Below are 13,323 nucleotides of genomic sequence, written 5' to 3' on the forward strand. Positions count from 1 at the left end.
CTCAACTGATGCCGAGATAGCGGCCCGGCTTGTGGTTGATCGCCAGCGTGACGTTGACGATGGTCGCCCCCAGCACCGACAGCAGAAGCCGGTCCGGCGCCAGGACGAAGAAGGCGCCGGCCAGGATCGCGAAATCGACGCCCAGCTGGAAATAGCCGGCGCGGATTCCGTAGGTCTCCTGCAGATAGATCGCCAGGATGTTGACACCGCCCAGACCGGTGCGGTGGCGGAACAGCATCAACAGGCCGGTGCCGCACAGGCCGCTTCCAACCACGGTGGCATAGACCGGATCCAGATGGGTGAAGCCCACCCATTGGTCGGTCAGGCGCGAGAACAGCGTCACCAGCGCCACGGCGATGAAGGTGCGCGCGGTGAATTTCCAGCCCAGCCGTTTCCAGGCCAGCCAGTAGAAGGGCAGGTTGATCGCGAAGAAGATGATGCCGAACTGGACCTTGGTGACATAGCTCAGCAGCAGCGCCAGCCCGGCGGTGCTGCCGGTCAACAGCATCGTCTTGGAATAGATCAGCATGCCCAGCGCGATGAACAGCGTGCCCATCAGCATGGCGAGCGCGTCTTCATAGAGCTGGTGACGCTCCGCCGCGGCGGGCGGAGCCTGGAGGGTCGCGGCCATCGTCGTCTGTCCCCGCTTCAAACCACAGGGCTCAACGGAGAGCGGCGAACTTCGCCACCACATCGTCCACCTCGGCCGTCTTCAGGCCGGCGATGTTGATGCGGCCGGAGGTCGGCATGTAGATGGCATGGTCGGCGCGCAGGCGCAGCACCTCCGCCTCGGTCAGCGGCAGCAGCGAGAACATGCCCTCTTGTTCCGCCACCGCGGCCAAGGCGGGGAAGGCGCCGGCCAGACCGGCAGCCAGCTTGCGGCGGATGCCGGCGATGCGGGCGCGCATGACGTCCAGTTCCGCAATCCAGTCGGCGGTCAGGGCGGCGTCGCTCAGGATGGTGCGGACGACGGCGGCGCCATGGTCGGGCGGCATCGAGTAGCTGGTGCGGGCCAGCGCCATCAGGTTGGACTTGGCGAGGTCGGCGGCGGCCGGTGCCGCGGCGACGGCGAAGATGGCGCCGGTGCGCTCACGGTAGAGGCCGAAGGACTTGGACGAGGACACGGCGACCAGCGTTTCCGGCACGACCCCGATCAGGTGGCGCAGCCCCTCGGCATCCTCGTCCAGACCGCGGCCGAAGCCCTGATAGGCAAGGTCGACCAGCGGTAGGACGCCGCGCTTTTCCAGCACCGTCGCCAGTTCCTTCCACTGGTCGAGCGACAGCGGCGCGCCGGTCGGGTTGTGGCAGCTGCCGTGCAGCAGGGCGACGTCGCCGGGCTGCGCCGCCTCGAACGCCGCGACCATGCGGTCGAACAGCACGGTCTGGCCGGCGGTGTCGAAGAAGGGATAGCTGACGAGCTCAAGGCCGGCGGCGGCGAAGATGCCGACATGGTTGGGCCAGGTCGGCTGGCCGACCAGCACCCGCTTCGACCCGCCGCGCAGGACGAGATCGGCCGCCAGCCGCAGCGCGCCCGACCCGCCGGGGGTCTGCACGCCGGCCGTAGCGACCTTGGTTCCGGCGGCCCCGCCGACCAGCGACCACAGCCGCTCCAGATAGCCGGCGTCGCCTTCCAGCCCCAGATAGGCCTTGCTGTCCTGCCCGTCGAGCAGCAGCCGTTCCGCCGCCTTCACCGCGCGGAAGACCGGGGTGCGCCCCTCCTCGTCCCGGTAGACCCCGACGCCGAGATCGACCTTGCCCGGCCGCGGATCCTGCTTGTACAGCCCGATCAGGGCGAGCAGGGCATCGTCGGGCTGGCGGGAAAGCGCGTTGAACATGGCGGTTCGTCCGGTCCTTGGTGATGGGGAAGGCAGGGGTGGCGGCCGGCTGGTCCGGCCGGTGCGATCCTCCACTTTCGCGGCCTCCGGGACAATGATGAATTCATATCGTCTGATACGCTTAAGCGTTGCAACAATTTGCAATATCAGCGATTGCCGGGCATCCTTTGCCGGGGAAGGAGCAGTCAGATCGATGACCGATTTTCAGAAGACCCGCGCCCAGTTCCGCATTCCGGACGGCGTGATCTATCTCGACGGCAACTCGCTGGGACCGCTGCCCATCGGGGTGGAGGAGCGGGTGGCCCGCACCCTCGCCCAGGAATGGGGCGGCCAGCTGATCCGCGGCTGGAACAGCGCCGGCTGGATGGTGCAGCCCGGCAAGGTCGGTGACCGCATCGCCCGGCTGATCGGCGCGCCGTCCGGCAGCATGGTGGTTGGCGACACCCTGTCGATCAAGGTCTATCAGGCGCTGGCCGCGGCACTGGCGATGCGGCCCGACCGCCGGGTGATCCTGTCCGACAGCGGCAACTTCCCCACCGACCTCTACATGGCCGAGGGGTTGATCGAGACGCTGGGGCGCGGCCATGTCATGAGGGTGATGGCGCCGGAGGAGGTGGAGGCGGCAATCGGCGAGGATGTCGCCGTCCTGATGCTGACCCAGGTCGATTACCGGACCGGCCGGTTGCATGACATGGCGGCGCTGACCGCCAAGGCCCATGCGGCGGGGGTGGTGACGGTGTGGGACCTCGCCCATTCCGCCGGTGCGCTGCCGGTCGATCTGGCCGGTGCCGGAGCCGACTTCGCGGTCGGCTGCACCTACAAATATCTGAATGGCGGGCCGGGGGCCCCGGCCTTCATCTACGTCGCTGCGCAGCATGCGGCGACGGCGCGGCCGGCCCTGTCCGGCTGGATGGGGCATGAGGCGCCCTTCGCCTTCGATCCCTCCTACCGTCCCGGCGCGGGGGTGGAGCGCATGCGCGTCGGCACCCCGCCGGTGATCGCGCTGGCGGCACTCGACGCTGCGCTGGATGTGTGGGACGAGGTCGAGATGGCCGACATCCGCCGCACCTCCATCGCGCTGTGCAACCAGTTTATCGAACTGGTCGAGGCGCAATGCCCGATGCTGGAACTGGTCTCCCCGCGTGACGGCAACCGGCGCGGCAGTCAGGTGTCGTTCCGCCATAGCCAGGGCTACGCCATCATGCAGGCGCTGATCGACCGCGGCGTGATCGGCGATTTCCGGGCGCCGGACGTGCTGCGCTTCGGCTTCACCCCGCTCTATATCGGCGAGGCGGAGGTGCGTGGCGCCGTCGATGTGCTCAAACAGGTGATGGATGGCGGGCTTTGGGACCGGCAAGACTACCACAGGAAGGCGATGGTGACATGAGCGGGCAGGATACGAAGAAGCCCTACGATCCGGCGGCAGAGGGTGCCGAGATGGCCTTCGACGGGCGGATGTCCTATGGCGACTATTTGCAGCTGGACTGCATCCTGGGTGCGCAGACTCCACGCTCCACCGCCCATGACGAGATGCTGTTCATCGTCCAGCACCAGACGTCGGAGCTGTGGATGCGGCTGGCCGTCTACGAAATCCGCGCCGCCCGCGAGGCGATCCGCGAGGACCGGCTGTCGCCGGCCTTCAAGATGCTGACCCGTGTCGCCTGCATCTTCGAGCAGCTGAACTCGGCCTGGGATGTGCTGCGCACGATGACGCCCAGCGAATACACCCGGTTCCGCGACGATCTCGGCCAGTCCTCCGGCTTCCAGTCCTACCAGTACCGGGAGATCGAGTTCCTGCTGGGCAACCGCAACCCGGCGATGCTGCGCCCCCATGCCCACCGGCCGGACATCCATGCCCTGCTGGAACAGGAGCTGTCCCGTCCCAGCCTGTATGACGAGGCGCTGCGCCTGCTCGCCCGCAACGGCATTCCGGTTCCGGCCGACGTGCTGGAACGCGACGTGTCGCAGACCCACCAGCCCCATGACGGTGTGACCGAGGCATGGCGGATCATCTACCAGTCGCCCGAAACCCATTGGCCGCTCTACGAGCTTGCCGAGAAGCTGGTCGATTTCGAGGATTACTTCCGGCGCTGGCGCTTCAACCATGTCACGACGGTGGAGCGGGTGATCGGCTTCAAGCGCGGCACCGGTGGGACCGGCGGTGTGTCCTATTTGCGTAACATGCTGGCCGTGGAGCTTTTCCCGGAACTCTGGCGGGTGAGGACGGTGCTGTGACGGAATTGCGAAGGATCACGGATTGGGACGACGCCTACAGCAACGGTGCCCACATCCCCGGCGGCGACGCCTACCCCGCACGCTGGGCGGAGCGGGCCGCAGCCTTCCGGACCGAACTCGCCGCCGCTGGACGGGCGGAGCTGGACCTGCCCTATGGCGAGGGGGAGCGGGAACGCTACGACCTGTTCCGGCCGGAGGGAGCCGCCAAGGGCACCGTGGTCTTCGTCCATGGCGGCTATTGGATGGCCTTTGACAAGGCGCGCTGGTCGCATCTGGCCGCCGGGCCGCTCACCCAAGGGTGGGCGGTCGCCATGCCCAGCTACACGCTCTGTCCTGAAACACGGATCGCCGGCATCACCCGGCAGATGGCCCGGGCGGTGGAGGTCATCGCGGGGGCGGAGGCCGGGCCGCTGCGCCTGACCGGCCATTCCGCTGGCGGCCATCTGGTCAGCCGCCTCGTCTGCGCGGACGCCCCGCTGTCGGACGATGTCCGGGCGCGGGTGGAGCATGTCGTCTCCATCAGCGGGCTGCACGACCTGCGCCCGCTGCTCAACACCCGCATGAATGCCACGCTGCGCCTGGACGAGGCGGAGGCCGTGGCGGAAAGCCCGGCGCTGCTGCGCCCGCAGCCCGGCATTGGCATCACCTGCTGGGTCGGGGCGGCCGAGCGGCCGGAGTTCGTCCGCCAGACGGAGCTGCTCGCCAACATCTGGCTTGGGCTGGGAGTGGCGACCGGGGTGCGGCTGGCCGCGGGGCGGCATCACTTCGACGTCATCGACGATCTGGCCGATCCGGACTCCGATCTGGTCGCGGCGTTGCTTGGTTCTTAGGGAATTCCGCCGGGGCGGAGAGAAGCCGGGCTATCTCTCCAGGCTCCATAGCCGGTAGCAGTCCTTGATCGCGCGGATGGAGGGCAGGCGAATTTTCGGCAGGTCGGCTTGATCGAACCGGGCGGCATTGCGGCTTCGGTTCTGGGGGGTGACGACGGCGATGTGATGGATCATGTCCCATTTTACGCTATCGCGCCCGCCATCCAGCGCACCAAGCCGTTCCCGTTCGAACCAGGTTCGGCGGAAATACCGCAGCAGGCTGGCCGGCATCGCGATGTCCAGCATGATCAATCCGGTCGCCCGCGCGAAACGCTGCTGCATACAGACGGAGTAGTTTCCATCCATCACCCACTGGTCGCCGCCGATGGCGTCATCGTGCAGGCGGACGAACTCTTCCGTGGGGCGGGGCTCCCAGTCGGTGCCGGGCCGATGGTAAAGCTGGTCGAGGTGAATGACCGTCAGGCCGCGCTTCCGTCCGATGGCTGACGCAAGGGTGGATTTGCCGCTGTTGGACGGTCCCAGGATGCAGATGCGCTGACCCAAATCCTCAAGCTGCATCATTTCCGCTTTTCCCGCCCGATGCCGATCCGAACCGGCGATCTTACGCATCCGGATCGTCGGGTCCAGCGCGGACGATGGCGGGCGGGTTCCGATTATTGGGTGAAGAACATAGCGGCGAACACGGCGGCGGTGGCGGCGATCACCGTCACCAGTCCATTGCGTCCCAACGCGCGCTGGCGGTAGAGCGCCACCGCCATGGTGATGACGGCAACGCTGGTCAGGATCAGGCCGAGCTTGGCTTCGGTCATGGCAGCTTCCCCCGGTCTTTGTTCAGTGCTGGCCGACCCAGCCCAGGGCGCCGGCGGCGGTGATCAGCAGGATGGCTCCGCACAGCAGGACCAGCCATCCGGTCATCAGAAACCGCCATCCCGGACCGGCATGGTCCAACTCCAGATAATGCAGCAGGATTTCCCGTCCCTTCGTCACCGCCAGCGCCAGCAGCAGCGCCGCTCCAGCGATGCCGACGCTGCCGCCCGCATCGCCGTGGCGCGCGAACAGCAGGGTGACGGCGGTCAGCCCCATCAGGATCAGCCAGGACAGCGTCAGCCGGTCGATCTTCTTGAGAAATGTCATGGCCTGTCCTCTCAGCGGATCAGATAGACGAGCGGATAGAGGATCACCCAGACCAGATCGACCATGTGCCAGAAGGCCGCTCCCGTCTCCAGATTCTCCACCAGCGTGTCGGGGCCGGAGCGGCCGACCAGCAGCAGGATGACGATGCCCAGCACCACATGCAGGGCGTGGAATCCGGTCAGCAGGAAATAGAGGGTGAAGAAGCTGTCGGTGTCGATGGTCAGCCCGGCGCCCAGCGTCGCCGAATACTCCACCGCCTTCACCGCCAGGAACACCGACCCGATGGCCGCCGCCGTCAGCATCGCCCGGCGGGCCTGCGGCACGGCACCGCGCCGCCCGGCGGCGACCCCCTTGGCGGCCAGATAGCCGCTGGTCACCAGAACCATGGTGTTCAGCGCGCCGGCCGTTCCGTTCAAATGGGCCTGACCGGCGGCAAAAGTCGCCGGATCCAGCACGCGGGCTACGGCGAAGCCCAGGAAGGCAACGCCGAACACAGCCAGTTCGCTGAAGATCAGGATCCACATCATCAGGTTGCCGGGCAGGGCGGCAAGGCCGCTTCCCCGCTCCACCGGAACCGGGGCTTCCGGACCGCCGATCTCCAGGCCCGTCATCTCAACGTCGGCCATTTCCACTTTCCAAAGCTTGTCATCATGTACGCGAATGATAAGGCGGCGATCCGCGGACCGGCTTGACCGCGGTCAAGGAATGCCCTTCCGCCACGGTCAATTATTCGCCCGACCCGTGGCGGTAGGACGCTGCGACGCCCGGCTTCCCGCTTCCGGCTTCGCGCACCCGACGCCCTTCCGAACCGACCCCCTCTCGACCGACAGATCGAGATTTCCAGGGATCCCGAGCGATGACCGAACGCTTCACCAAGGCGGCCGCGCGAAACATCTTCTATGGCGGATCGCTGTTCTTCTTCGCGACCTTCGTCGCGTTGACCGCGCTCAGCCACAACTACATCGTCAATACCAGCACCGATAAGAAGACGCTGTCCGAAGCGGTCGTGCGCGGCAAGCATGTGTGGGAGAAGAACGCCTGCATCAACTGCCACACGCTGCTGGGCGAGGGCGCCTATTTCGCCCCCGAACTGGGCAATGTCTGGCTGCGTTACGGCGGCGACAAGGACCCCGAGGGCGCCGTGATGGCGCTGAAGGGCTGGATGGCGGCACAGCCGTCCGGAATCGAAGGCCGGCGCCAGATGCCGCAGTTTCACCTGACCGAGAGCGAGGTCGAGGACCTTGCCGCGTTCCTGGAATGGACCAGCCGGATCAACACCCAGAACTGGCCGCCCAAGCTGTCGGGCTGAGGAGATTTCCGTCATGAAGTACGAATCGCAAAAAGTCGCCATCTATTACTTCGCGGCCGCCATGGGGCTGTTCGGTGTGCAGATCCTGGTGGGTCTCCTGGCCGGTACCGTCTATGTCCTGCCCAACACGTTGTCGGAGCTTCTGCCCTTCAACATCATCCGGATGATCCATACCAACTCGCTGATCGTCTGGCTGCTGATCGGCTTCTTCGGCGCCGCCTACTATCTCGTGCCCGAGGAGGCGGAGACCGAGCTGTACAGTCCGAAGCTGGCGCTGATCCAGCTCGGCCTGTTCGTCTTCGGCGCGCTGGCGGCGGTCGTCGGCTATGTCTTCCGCATCCATGAAGGGCGGGAGTTCCTGGAACAGCCGCTGTGGATCAAGGCCGCCATCGTCGTCGTCGCGCTGATGTTCCTCTACAACATCACGATGACGGTGCTGAAGGGCCGCCGCACGGTCATCACAAATATCCTGCTGGTGGGCATGTGGGGCATCGCGCTCTTCTTCCTGTTCTCCTTCTACAACCCGGCGAACCTGTCGCTGGACAAGATGTACTGGTGGTACGTCGTCCATCTGTGGGTCGAGGGCGTGTGGGAACTGGTCCTGGCCTCCATCCTCGCCTTCCTGATGATCAAGATGACCGGCGTCGACCGTGAGGTCGTCGAGAAGTGGCTGTATGCCATGGTCGGTCTCGCCCTGTTCAGCGGCATCCTCGGCACCGGCCACCATTATTACTGGATCGGCACGCCCGGCTACTGGCAGTGGATCGGCTCGCTGTTCTCCACGCTGGAAGTCGCTCCCTTCTTCACCATGGTCGTCTTCGCCTTCATGATGGTGTGGAAGAGCGGCCGCCGTCACCCGAACAAGGCGGCGATGCTGTGGTCGCTGGGCTGCGCGGTCTTCGCCTTCTTCGGCGCCGGGCTGTGGGGCTTCCTGCACACGCTGGCCCCGATCAACTACTACACCCACGGCACCCAGGTCACCGCGGCGCACGGGCACCTCGCCTTCTACGGCGCCTATGCGATGATCAACCTCGCCATCATCACCTACGCCATGCCCTACCTGCGCGGCAAGCAGCCCTACAACCAGATCCTCAACATGTGGAGCTTCTGGCTGATGAGCGGCGGCATGGCCTTCATGACCTTCGCCCTGACCGTGGCCGGCGTCGTTCAGACCCATCTGCAACGGGTCCTGGGCATGAGCTACATGGAAGTCCAGGAGCAGATCGCGCTGTTCTACTGGATGCGGCTGGGTGCCGGTTTCGCCGTGGCGGTCGGCGTCGCGCTCTACCTCTACGCCGTCTTCGGCCCGGCCCGCGAGGAACGGCCCGCCTCGATCCCGTCCAATTACCAGCCGGCCGAGTGACGTTCCCTCCGGCCCCTGCGACCCACCGGATGTCCGGTCGGCGCAGGGGCCGTCTCTTTTACGGAGTTTCCTCGCGATGCCCGACAGCGCCGTCCCCATCCTGCCGTCCTTGCCGTTCTACCAGCCGACCGCCGACGAGTGCACGCTGTTCGAGCATGCCTACACTCATCGCTTGCCGCTTCTGCTGAAGGGGCCGACCGGATGCGGCAAGACCCGCTTCGTCGCCCACATGGCGGCAAAGCTCGGCAGGCCGCTCTACACAGTGTCCTGCCATGACGATTTGACCGCCGCCGACCTGACCGGCCGCTATCTGCTGAAGGGCGGGGACACCGTCTGGGCGGATGGGCCGCTGACCCGTGCCGTGCGGGAGGGCGCCATCTGCTATCTCGACGAGGTGGTCGAGGCACGCAAGGATGTCACCGTCGTGCTGCACCCGCTGACCGACGACCGCCGCATCCTGCCGCTGGACCGCACCGGCGAAACGCTGGAAGCGCCGCCGGGCTTCATGCTGGTGGTGTCCTACAACCCCGGTTACCAGAATGTGCTGAAGGCGCTGAAGCCCAGCACCCGCCAGCGCTTCCTGGCCGTCGAATTCGACTTCCCGCCGCCGGAACGCGAGATTCCCATCGTTGCGACCGAAAGCGGCCTGCCCGAAAATCGCGTCGCTCCGCTGGTCCGCCTCGCCAACGCCCTGCGTGCCCTGAAGGGCCAGGATTTGGAGGAGGGCGTTTCGACCCGCCTGCTGATCTATTGCGCCACGCTGATCCGTTCCGGCATGAAGCCCGAGCGCGCCATCCGCGCCGCCCTGATCGAGCCGCTGACCGACGATCCGGACATCCGCGCCGCCCTGCTGCGCGTGGCCGAGGTCACACTGGGCTGATCGGAAAAGGCGGAGGGCTATCGCCATGCTGGAGTTCTTCGAGCCGGAAGAGACCGTCGGCCGTCTGTGGCACCGCCTGATCGGCGGGCGGTCTAGCTATCCGCACTATCCCGACGCAGCCGTCACGCTGGAGACGATGCGTCCACGGCTGGCGGTGTTCTTCCGGGCGCTGGGAGGCGACTGCGGCGTCCGGCTTGCCGCCGGAAGCGCTTCGGTGTCGGGGCACCGGCTGTCGCTCCTCGGCCGCATCGGGCTGGGGGAAGAGCGGGTGGAGCGGGCGGCACTGGACGGCAATGTGCTCCAGTTGCCCACCGCCATCGACCTGTTCCCCGATCCCGCCCTGAACGAGCGGCTGTACGAATGGCTGGCCGCCTTCTTCGCCCATGCCGAGGCCGAGCCGGCCCCCGCCGACCCGTTGCAGGCCGATGTGCAGGCGCTCCGCAGCGCCGCCACCACCACCACGCGGGTTCTGACCCGTTGGCCCGGCCTGTCCCGCATGCATGAGGAACTGGCCCGCGCCGTCGCCGCCATCCGCCCCGCCCGTCGCCTGCCGCCGGTCGAGGCCGATGTCGAGCGCGCCGTCCTGGCGCTGCTCGGCTTCGGTGCCGTCACCAGCGACGGTGCACGCATGCTGGCGCCCAGCGTTCCGCTGTCGGATTTCACCGCTCCTTACGGCTATGCCCGGATGCTGCCGGTGCCGTTGTGGGGACTGGTGTTGCCAAGCATCGGCCGTGACGCTTCCGCTGCCGTCGAAAGCCCCGGCGAAGGAGGACAGGCGGCCGAGGGCGACCAGCGCCGCCGGGCCGCGACGCGCCGGCAGACCGACCAGATCCAGCGCAACGACCCGCTGATCCTCAACCGCTTCGAAAAGATGCTGAGCCTTGCCGAGGCGCTGAACATCCCGCGTGCGGTCGATGACGACGATGCGGAGAATGCCCGCAAGGCCGCCGACGACCTGGACGAGATCGCCGTCGGCGCCCACCAGCGCAAGGCATCGACCACGCTGAAGCTCGACCTCGACCTCGGAGCGCCGGTGGTCGACGACACGCCCCTGGCGGCGACCCTGATCTATCCGGAATGGGATCATGGCCGGCAGGCCCATCTGCCCAACCACTGCCGGGTGATCGCCGAAACCGCACCGGCCGACGGCGACTCATGGGAGCCCGATGCCGCCGCTCTGCGCCGCATCCGTCAGGTGCGCCGCCAGTTCGAGGCGCTGCGCCCGCGCCGCATGCTGTTCACCGGTCAGGCCGATGGCGACGAGCTGGATTTGGCCGCCCTGGTGCGCAGCCGGGCCGATCTCCAGGCCGGCGGTTGCGGCAGCGACCGTGTGCACCAGCAGGTGCGCAGCGCCGCCCGCGATCTGGCGGTGGCGGTGCTGGTCGACGGCTCGCTGTCCACCGACGGCTGGATCGAAGGACGGCGGGTTCTGGATGTCGAGAAGGAGGCGCTACTGGCGCTGACCCATGGGCTGACCGCCTGCGGCGACGACCATGCCCTCTATTCCTTCACCTCCCGGCGGCGGAACTGGGTGCGGGTGCAAACGATGAAGGGATTCGATGAACCGCTGGGCCCCACCGTCACCCGCCGGATCGGTGCGCTGAAGCCCGGCTATTACACCCGCATGGGGGCGGCGATCCGTCACGTGACCTCCCAGCTTGCCGACCGGCCGAACCGGCACCGGCTGCTGGTTCTGCTGACCGACGGCAAGCCGAACGACGTCGATCATTACGAGGGCCGTTACGGCATCGAGGACACGCGGCAGGCGATCCGCGAGGCACGGCGCGACGGGCTGGCGGTCTTCGCCATCACCGTCGATGCGCAGGCCCGCGACTATATCCCGTATCTGTTCGGACGCGGCGCCTATGCCATATTCCCGCAGGTTTCCCACCTGACCAAGGCGTTGCCGGCGCTCTACCGGCAGGTCGCCTGCGCCGCCTGACCGAAAAGGACCTTCAGACATGACCGCACCGGTGAAGATCGGCCCCGTGAAGATCGGTATCGTCACCATCTCCGACCGCGCCAGCCGCGGCATCTATGAAGACAAGGGCGGCCCGGCGATTAATGAGGAGCTGTCGCGCATCATCTCCTCCCCCTGGGTGGCGGAGGCCCGGGTGATCCCGGACGAGCTCGACCTGATCGCCTCCACCCTGGTCGAGCTGTGCGACGTCGCCGGCTGCGGTCTGGTGGTGACCACCGGCGGCACCGGCCCGGCCCCGCGCGACGTGACGCCGGAAGCGACGGAGCGGGTCTGCGACAAGATGATGCCGGGCTTCGGCGAACTGATGCGGTCGGTCAGCCTGCGGGTGGTGCCCACCGCGATCCTGTCGCGCCAGACCGCCGGTATTCGCGGGAGCAGCCTGATCGTCAATCTGCCGGGCAAGCCGTCCGCCATCCATGATTGCCTGGACGCGGTGTTTCCCGCGATCCCCTATTGCCTGGATTTGATCGGTGCCGGCCGGATCGAAACCGATCCTGAGATCTGCGTTTCCTTCCGTCCTAAATCGTGACGCCAAAAGTCATTATACTTAGTGTGGAAATAAAAAGGAGCATGCGACAAAATAGCGTTCAGAAGTTCCACTTGACGGCGGTCAAGCATCGATCTCGGGAGCGGGAAGAATATTCCCTCACAAGAAACATTCATCCGAGATGACGCCATGAAGACCAAGCTCTCTCTCGTCACCGTTAGCGCCGCCGCCCTGATGATCCTGTCCGGTATCGGCGCCGCCTCGGCCGCCGACACGCTCTATGCCGACCCGAAGGTCAAGCAGCCGACGGTCAGTGTCGTCCAGGACCCTGCTTCCGTGCCGGCTCCTGAAAAGGCCGGCAAGCGGGCGCCGAAGACCCACAAGGTCTCGCTGATGACGACCGAGGTCGAATCCAAGCTGGACGATGGCACCACCTACACCTACTGGACCTTCAACAACACGGTGCCGGGTCCGATGGTGCGGGTGCGGGTCGGCGATACGGTGGATGTTTCGATCTCCAACGCGCCGGAATCGACGATGAACCATTCCGTCGACTTCCATGCCGCGACCGGCTTCCTCGGCGGCGGCCAGATCACCCAGGTGGAGCCCGGCCAGACCAAGGCCTTCAGCTTCAAGGCCCTGACCCCCGGCGTCTATGTCTATCACTGCGCCACGCCGATGGTCGCCCACCACATCTCCAAGGGCATGTACGGCCTGATCGTGGTGGAGCCGGAAGCCGGCTTGGCCCCGGTCGATCACGAATTCTACGTGATGCAGCAGGAAATCTACGCCACCAAGGCCAAGAACCTGACGAATGCCGAGGATGATTATGACGGCCTCGTCAACGAGCGTCCGAGCTATCTGGTGTTCAACGGCACCGTCGGCGCCCTGACCAAGGACAAGCCGCTGAAGGCCAAGGTCGGCGAGACGGTTCGCCTGTTCTTCGGCGTCGGCGGTCCGAACCTGACCTCCTCCTTCCACGTCATCGGCGAGATCTTCGATAAGGTCTACAATCTGGGCGGCCTGGAAAGCGAGCCGGCCAAGGGCATCCAGACCGTCACCGTCGCCCCCGGCGGCGCCACCATGGTGGAATTCAAGGTCGACTACCCCGGCAAATATGCCCTGGTCGACCACGCGCTGAGCCGCGCCACCAAGGGCCTGATCGGCATTCTGGAAGTCGAAGGCAAGCCCGACGACAGCATCATCCTCGACAAGAGCGGCGACAGCCGCAAAAAAATGGGCGAGATGCAGCACTGAGGCTACGGGTGA

General features: G+C 66.4%; 15 protein-coding genes. 9 read left to right on the plus strand and 6 right to left on the minus strand.

The genetic code is table 11. The features are described from left to right. Nucleotide 1 precedes the first annotated feature (1 nt). Nucleotides 2-631, minus strand: a complete 630-nt coding sequence (locus ABNQ38_RS09785) for a YitT family protein (RefSeq protein WP_377807290.1) — start codon at nt 629-631, stop codon at nt 2-4. Between the two features lie 31 nt (nt 632-662). Then, a complete protein-coding gene (locus ABNQ38_RS09790) occupies nt 663-1,835 on the minus strand; it encodes an amino acid aminotransferase (RefSeq protein WP_377807291.1) in 1,173 nt (390 codons plus the stop codon). A gap of 193 nt (nt 1,836-2,028) precedes the next feature. On the opposite strand from ABNQ38_RS09790, the gene kynU reads away from it, so the two are divergent. The 3 genes from kynU to ABNQ38_RS09805 are packed head-to-tail and all read left to right on the plus strand — an operon-like array spanning nt 2,029 to nt 4,900. Further along, on the plus strand, nt 2,029-3,222 hold the full coding sequence (gene kynU, locus ABNQ38_RS09795; protein ID WP_377807292.1) for a kynureninase: 1,194 nt from the start codon (nt 2,029-2,031) through the stop codon (nt 3,220-3,222). Continuing rightward, nucleotides 3,219-4,070 (plus strand): tryptophan 2,3-dioxygenase, encoded by an 852-nt coding sequence (gene kynA / locus ABNQ38_RS09800; protein ID WP_377807293.1) that lies wholly within the window; start codon nt 3,219-3,221, stop codon nt 4,068-4,070. The genes kynU and kynA overlap by 4 nt, the downstream gene beginning before the upstream one ends. After that, nucleotides 4,067-4,900 (plus strand): alpha/beta hydrolase, encoded by an 834-nt coding sequence (locus tag ABNQ38_RS09805; RefSeq protein WP_377807294.1) that lies wholly within the window; start codon nt 4,067-4,069, stop codon nt 4,898-4,900. Before kynA ends, ABNQ38_RS09805 begins: the two co-directional genes overlap by 4 nt. A gap of 30 nt (nt 4,901-4,930) precedes the next feature. Here ABNQ38_RS09805 and ABNQ38_RS09810 read toward each other — a convergent pair whose 3' ends face one another. From ABNQ38_RS09810 to ABNQ38_RS09825, 4 genes are read right to left on the minus strand one after another with little or no spacing between them, the layout of a single operon-like run. Continuing rightward, nucleotides 4,931-5,509, minus strand: a complete 579-nt coding sequence (locus tag ABNQ38_RS09810; protein WP_377807295.1) for an AAA family ATPase — start codon at nt 5,507-5,509, stop codon at nt 4,931-4,933. A 44-nt stretch (nt 5,510-5,553) separates the two neighbouring features. After that, complete coding sequence (locus ABNQ38_RS09815; RefSeq protein WP_167421776.1) at nt 5,554-5,709, minus strand: hypothetical protein; 156 nt, start codon at nt 5,707-5,709, stop codon at nt 5,554-5,556. A 22-nt stretch (nt 5,710-5,731) separates the two neighbouring features. Then, entirely contained in the window at nt 5,732-6,034 is a 303-nt protein-coding gene (locus tag ABNQ38_RS09820; RefSeq protein WP_377807296.1) for a cytochrome C oxidase subunit IV family protein, read from the minus strand. Nucleotides 6,035-6,045: 11 nt separating this feature from the next. After that, nucleotides 6,046-6,660, minus strand: a complete 615-nt coding sequence (locus ABNQ38_RS09825) for a cytochrome c oxidase subunit 3 family protein (protein ID WP_377807297.1) — start codon at nt 6,658-6,660, stop codon at nt 6,046-6,048. Nucleotides 6,661-6,890: 230 nt separating this feature from the next. On the opposite strand from ABNQ38_RS09825, the gene ABNQ38_RS09830 reads away from it, so the two are divergent. The 6 genes from ABNQ38_RS09830 (at nt 6,891) to nirK (ending at nt 13,311) form a co-directional block, all read left to right on the plus strand. Next, the gene (locus tag ABNQ38_RS09830; RefSeq protein WP_377807298.1) at nt 6,891-7,343 is read left to right on the plus strand and encodes a c-type cytochrome; all 453 of its coding nucleotides are present in this window, start codon (nt 6,891-6,893) and stop codon (nt 7,341-7,343) included. Between the two features lie 13 nt (nt 7,344-7,356). Next, nucleotides 7,357-8,706 carry a cbb3-type cytochrome c oxidase subunit I gene (locus tag ABNQ38_RS09835; RefSeq protein ID WP_377807299.1) on the plus strand — a complete coding sequence of 450 codons (1,350 nt, stop codon included), beginning with the start codon at nt 7,357-7,359 and terminating at the stop codon, nt 8,704-8,706. A 76-nt stretch (nt 8,707-8,782) separates the two neighbouring features. Continuing rightward, nucleotides 8,783-9,586 (plus strand): AAA family ATPase, encoded by an 804-nt coding sequence (locus ABNQ38_RS09840; protein ID WP_377807300.1) that lies wholly within the window; start codon nt 8,783-8,785, stop codon nt 9,584-9,586. Between the two features lie 25 nt (nt 9,587-9,611). After that, nucleotides 9,612-11,528, plus strand: a complete 1,917-nt coding sequence (locus ABNQ38_RS09845; protein WP_377807301.1) for a nitric oxide reductase activation protein NorD — start codon at nt 9,612-9,614, stop codon at nt 11,526-11,528. Nucleotides 11,529-11,547: 19 nt separating this feature from the next. After that, nucleotides 11,548-12,096, plus strand: coding sequence for a molybdopterin adenylyltransferase (mog, locus tag ABNQ38_RS09850; RefSeq protein WP_376961770.1), 549 nt, complete (start codon nt 11,548-11,550; stop codon nt 12,094-12,096). 147 nt (nt 12,097-12,243) lie between these two features. Further along, nucleotides 12,244-13,311, plus strand: coding sequence for a copper-containing nitrite reductase (gene nirK / locus ABNQ38_RS09855; protein ID WP_377807302.1), 1,068 nt, complete (start codon nt 12,244-12,246; stop codon nt 13,309-13,311). Nucleotides 13,312-13,323 lie beyond the last annotated feature (12 nt).

Origin of the sequence: Azospirillum sp. A29 (genome assembly GCF_042604625.1) — a bacterium.
Lineage (GTDB): Bacteria > Pseudomonadota > Alphaproteobacteria > Azospirillales > Azospirillaceae > Azospirillum > Azospirillum palustre.

What these genes read in the sequence shown, in the direction of transcription:
- ABNQ38_RS09785 (WP_377807290.1), bottom strand. Translation starts at nt 631, where the DNA reads ATGGCCGCGACCCTCCAGGCTCCGCCCGCCGCGGCGGAGCGTCACCAG.
- ABNQ38_RS09790 (WP_377807291.1), bottom strand. Translation starts at nt 1,835, where the DNA reads ATGTTCAACGCGCTTTCCCGCCAGCCCGACGATGCCCTGCTCGCCCTG.
- kynU (WP_377807292.1), top strand. Translation starts at nt 2,029, where the DNA reads ATGACCGATTTTCAGAAGACCCGCGCCCAGTTCCGCATTCCGGACGGC.
- kynA (WP_377807293.1), top strand. Translation starts at nt 3,219, where the DNA reads ATGAGCGGGCAGGATACGAAGAAGCCCTACGATCCGGCGGCAGAGGGT.
- ABNQ38_RS09810 (WP_377807295.1), bottom strand. Translation starts at nt 5,509, where the DNA reads ATGCGTAAGATCGCCGGTTCGGATCGGCATCGGGCGGGAAAAGCGGAA.
- ABNQ38_RS09815 (WP_167421776.1), bottom strand. Translation starts at nt 5,709, where the DNA reads ATGACCGAAGCCAAGCTCGGCCTGATCCTGACCAGCGTTGCCGTCATC.
- ABNQ38_RS09820 (WP_377807296.1), bottom strand. Translation starts at nt 6,034, where the DNA reads ATGACATTTCTCAAGAAGATCGACCGGCTGACGCTGTCCTGGCTGATC.
- ABNQ38_RS09825 (WP_377807297.1), bottom strand. Translation starts at nt 6,660, where the DNA reads ATGGCCGACGTTGAGATGACGGGCCTGGAGATCGGCGGTCCGGAAGCC.
- ABNQ38_RS09830 (WP_377807298.1), top strand. Translation starts at nt 6,891, where the DNA reads ATGACCGAACGCTTCACCAAGGCGGCCGCGCGAAACATCTTCTATGGC.
- ABNQ38_RS09835 (WP_377807299.1), top strand. Translation starts at nt 7,357, where the DNA reads ATGAAGTACGAATCGCAAAAAGTCGCCATCTATTACTTCGCGGCCGCC.
- ABNQ38_RS09840 (WP_377807300.1), top strand. Translation starts at nt 8,783, where the DNA reads ATGCCCGACAGCGCCGTCCCCATCCTGCCGTCCTTGCCGTTCTACCAG.
- ABNQ38_RS09845 (WP_377807301.1), top strand. Translation starts at nt 9,612, where the DNA reads ATGCTGGAGTTCTTCGAGCCGGAAGAGACCGTCGGCCGTCTGTGGCAC.
- mog (WP_376961770.1), top strand. Translation starts at nt 11,548, where the DNA reads ATGACCGCACCGGTGAAGATCGGCCCCGTGAAGATCGGTATCGTCACC.
- nirK (WP_377807302.1), top strand. Translation starts at nt 12,244, where the DNA reads ATGAAGACCAAGCTCTCTCTCGTCACCGTTAGCGCCGCCGCCCTGATG.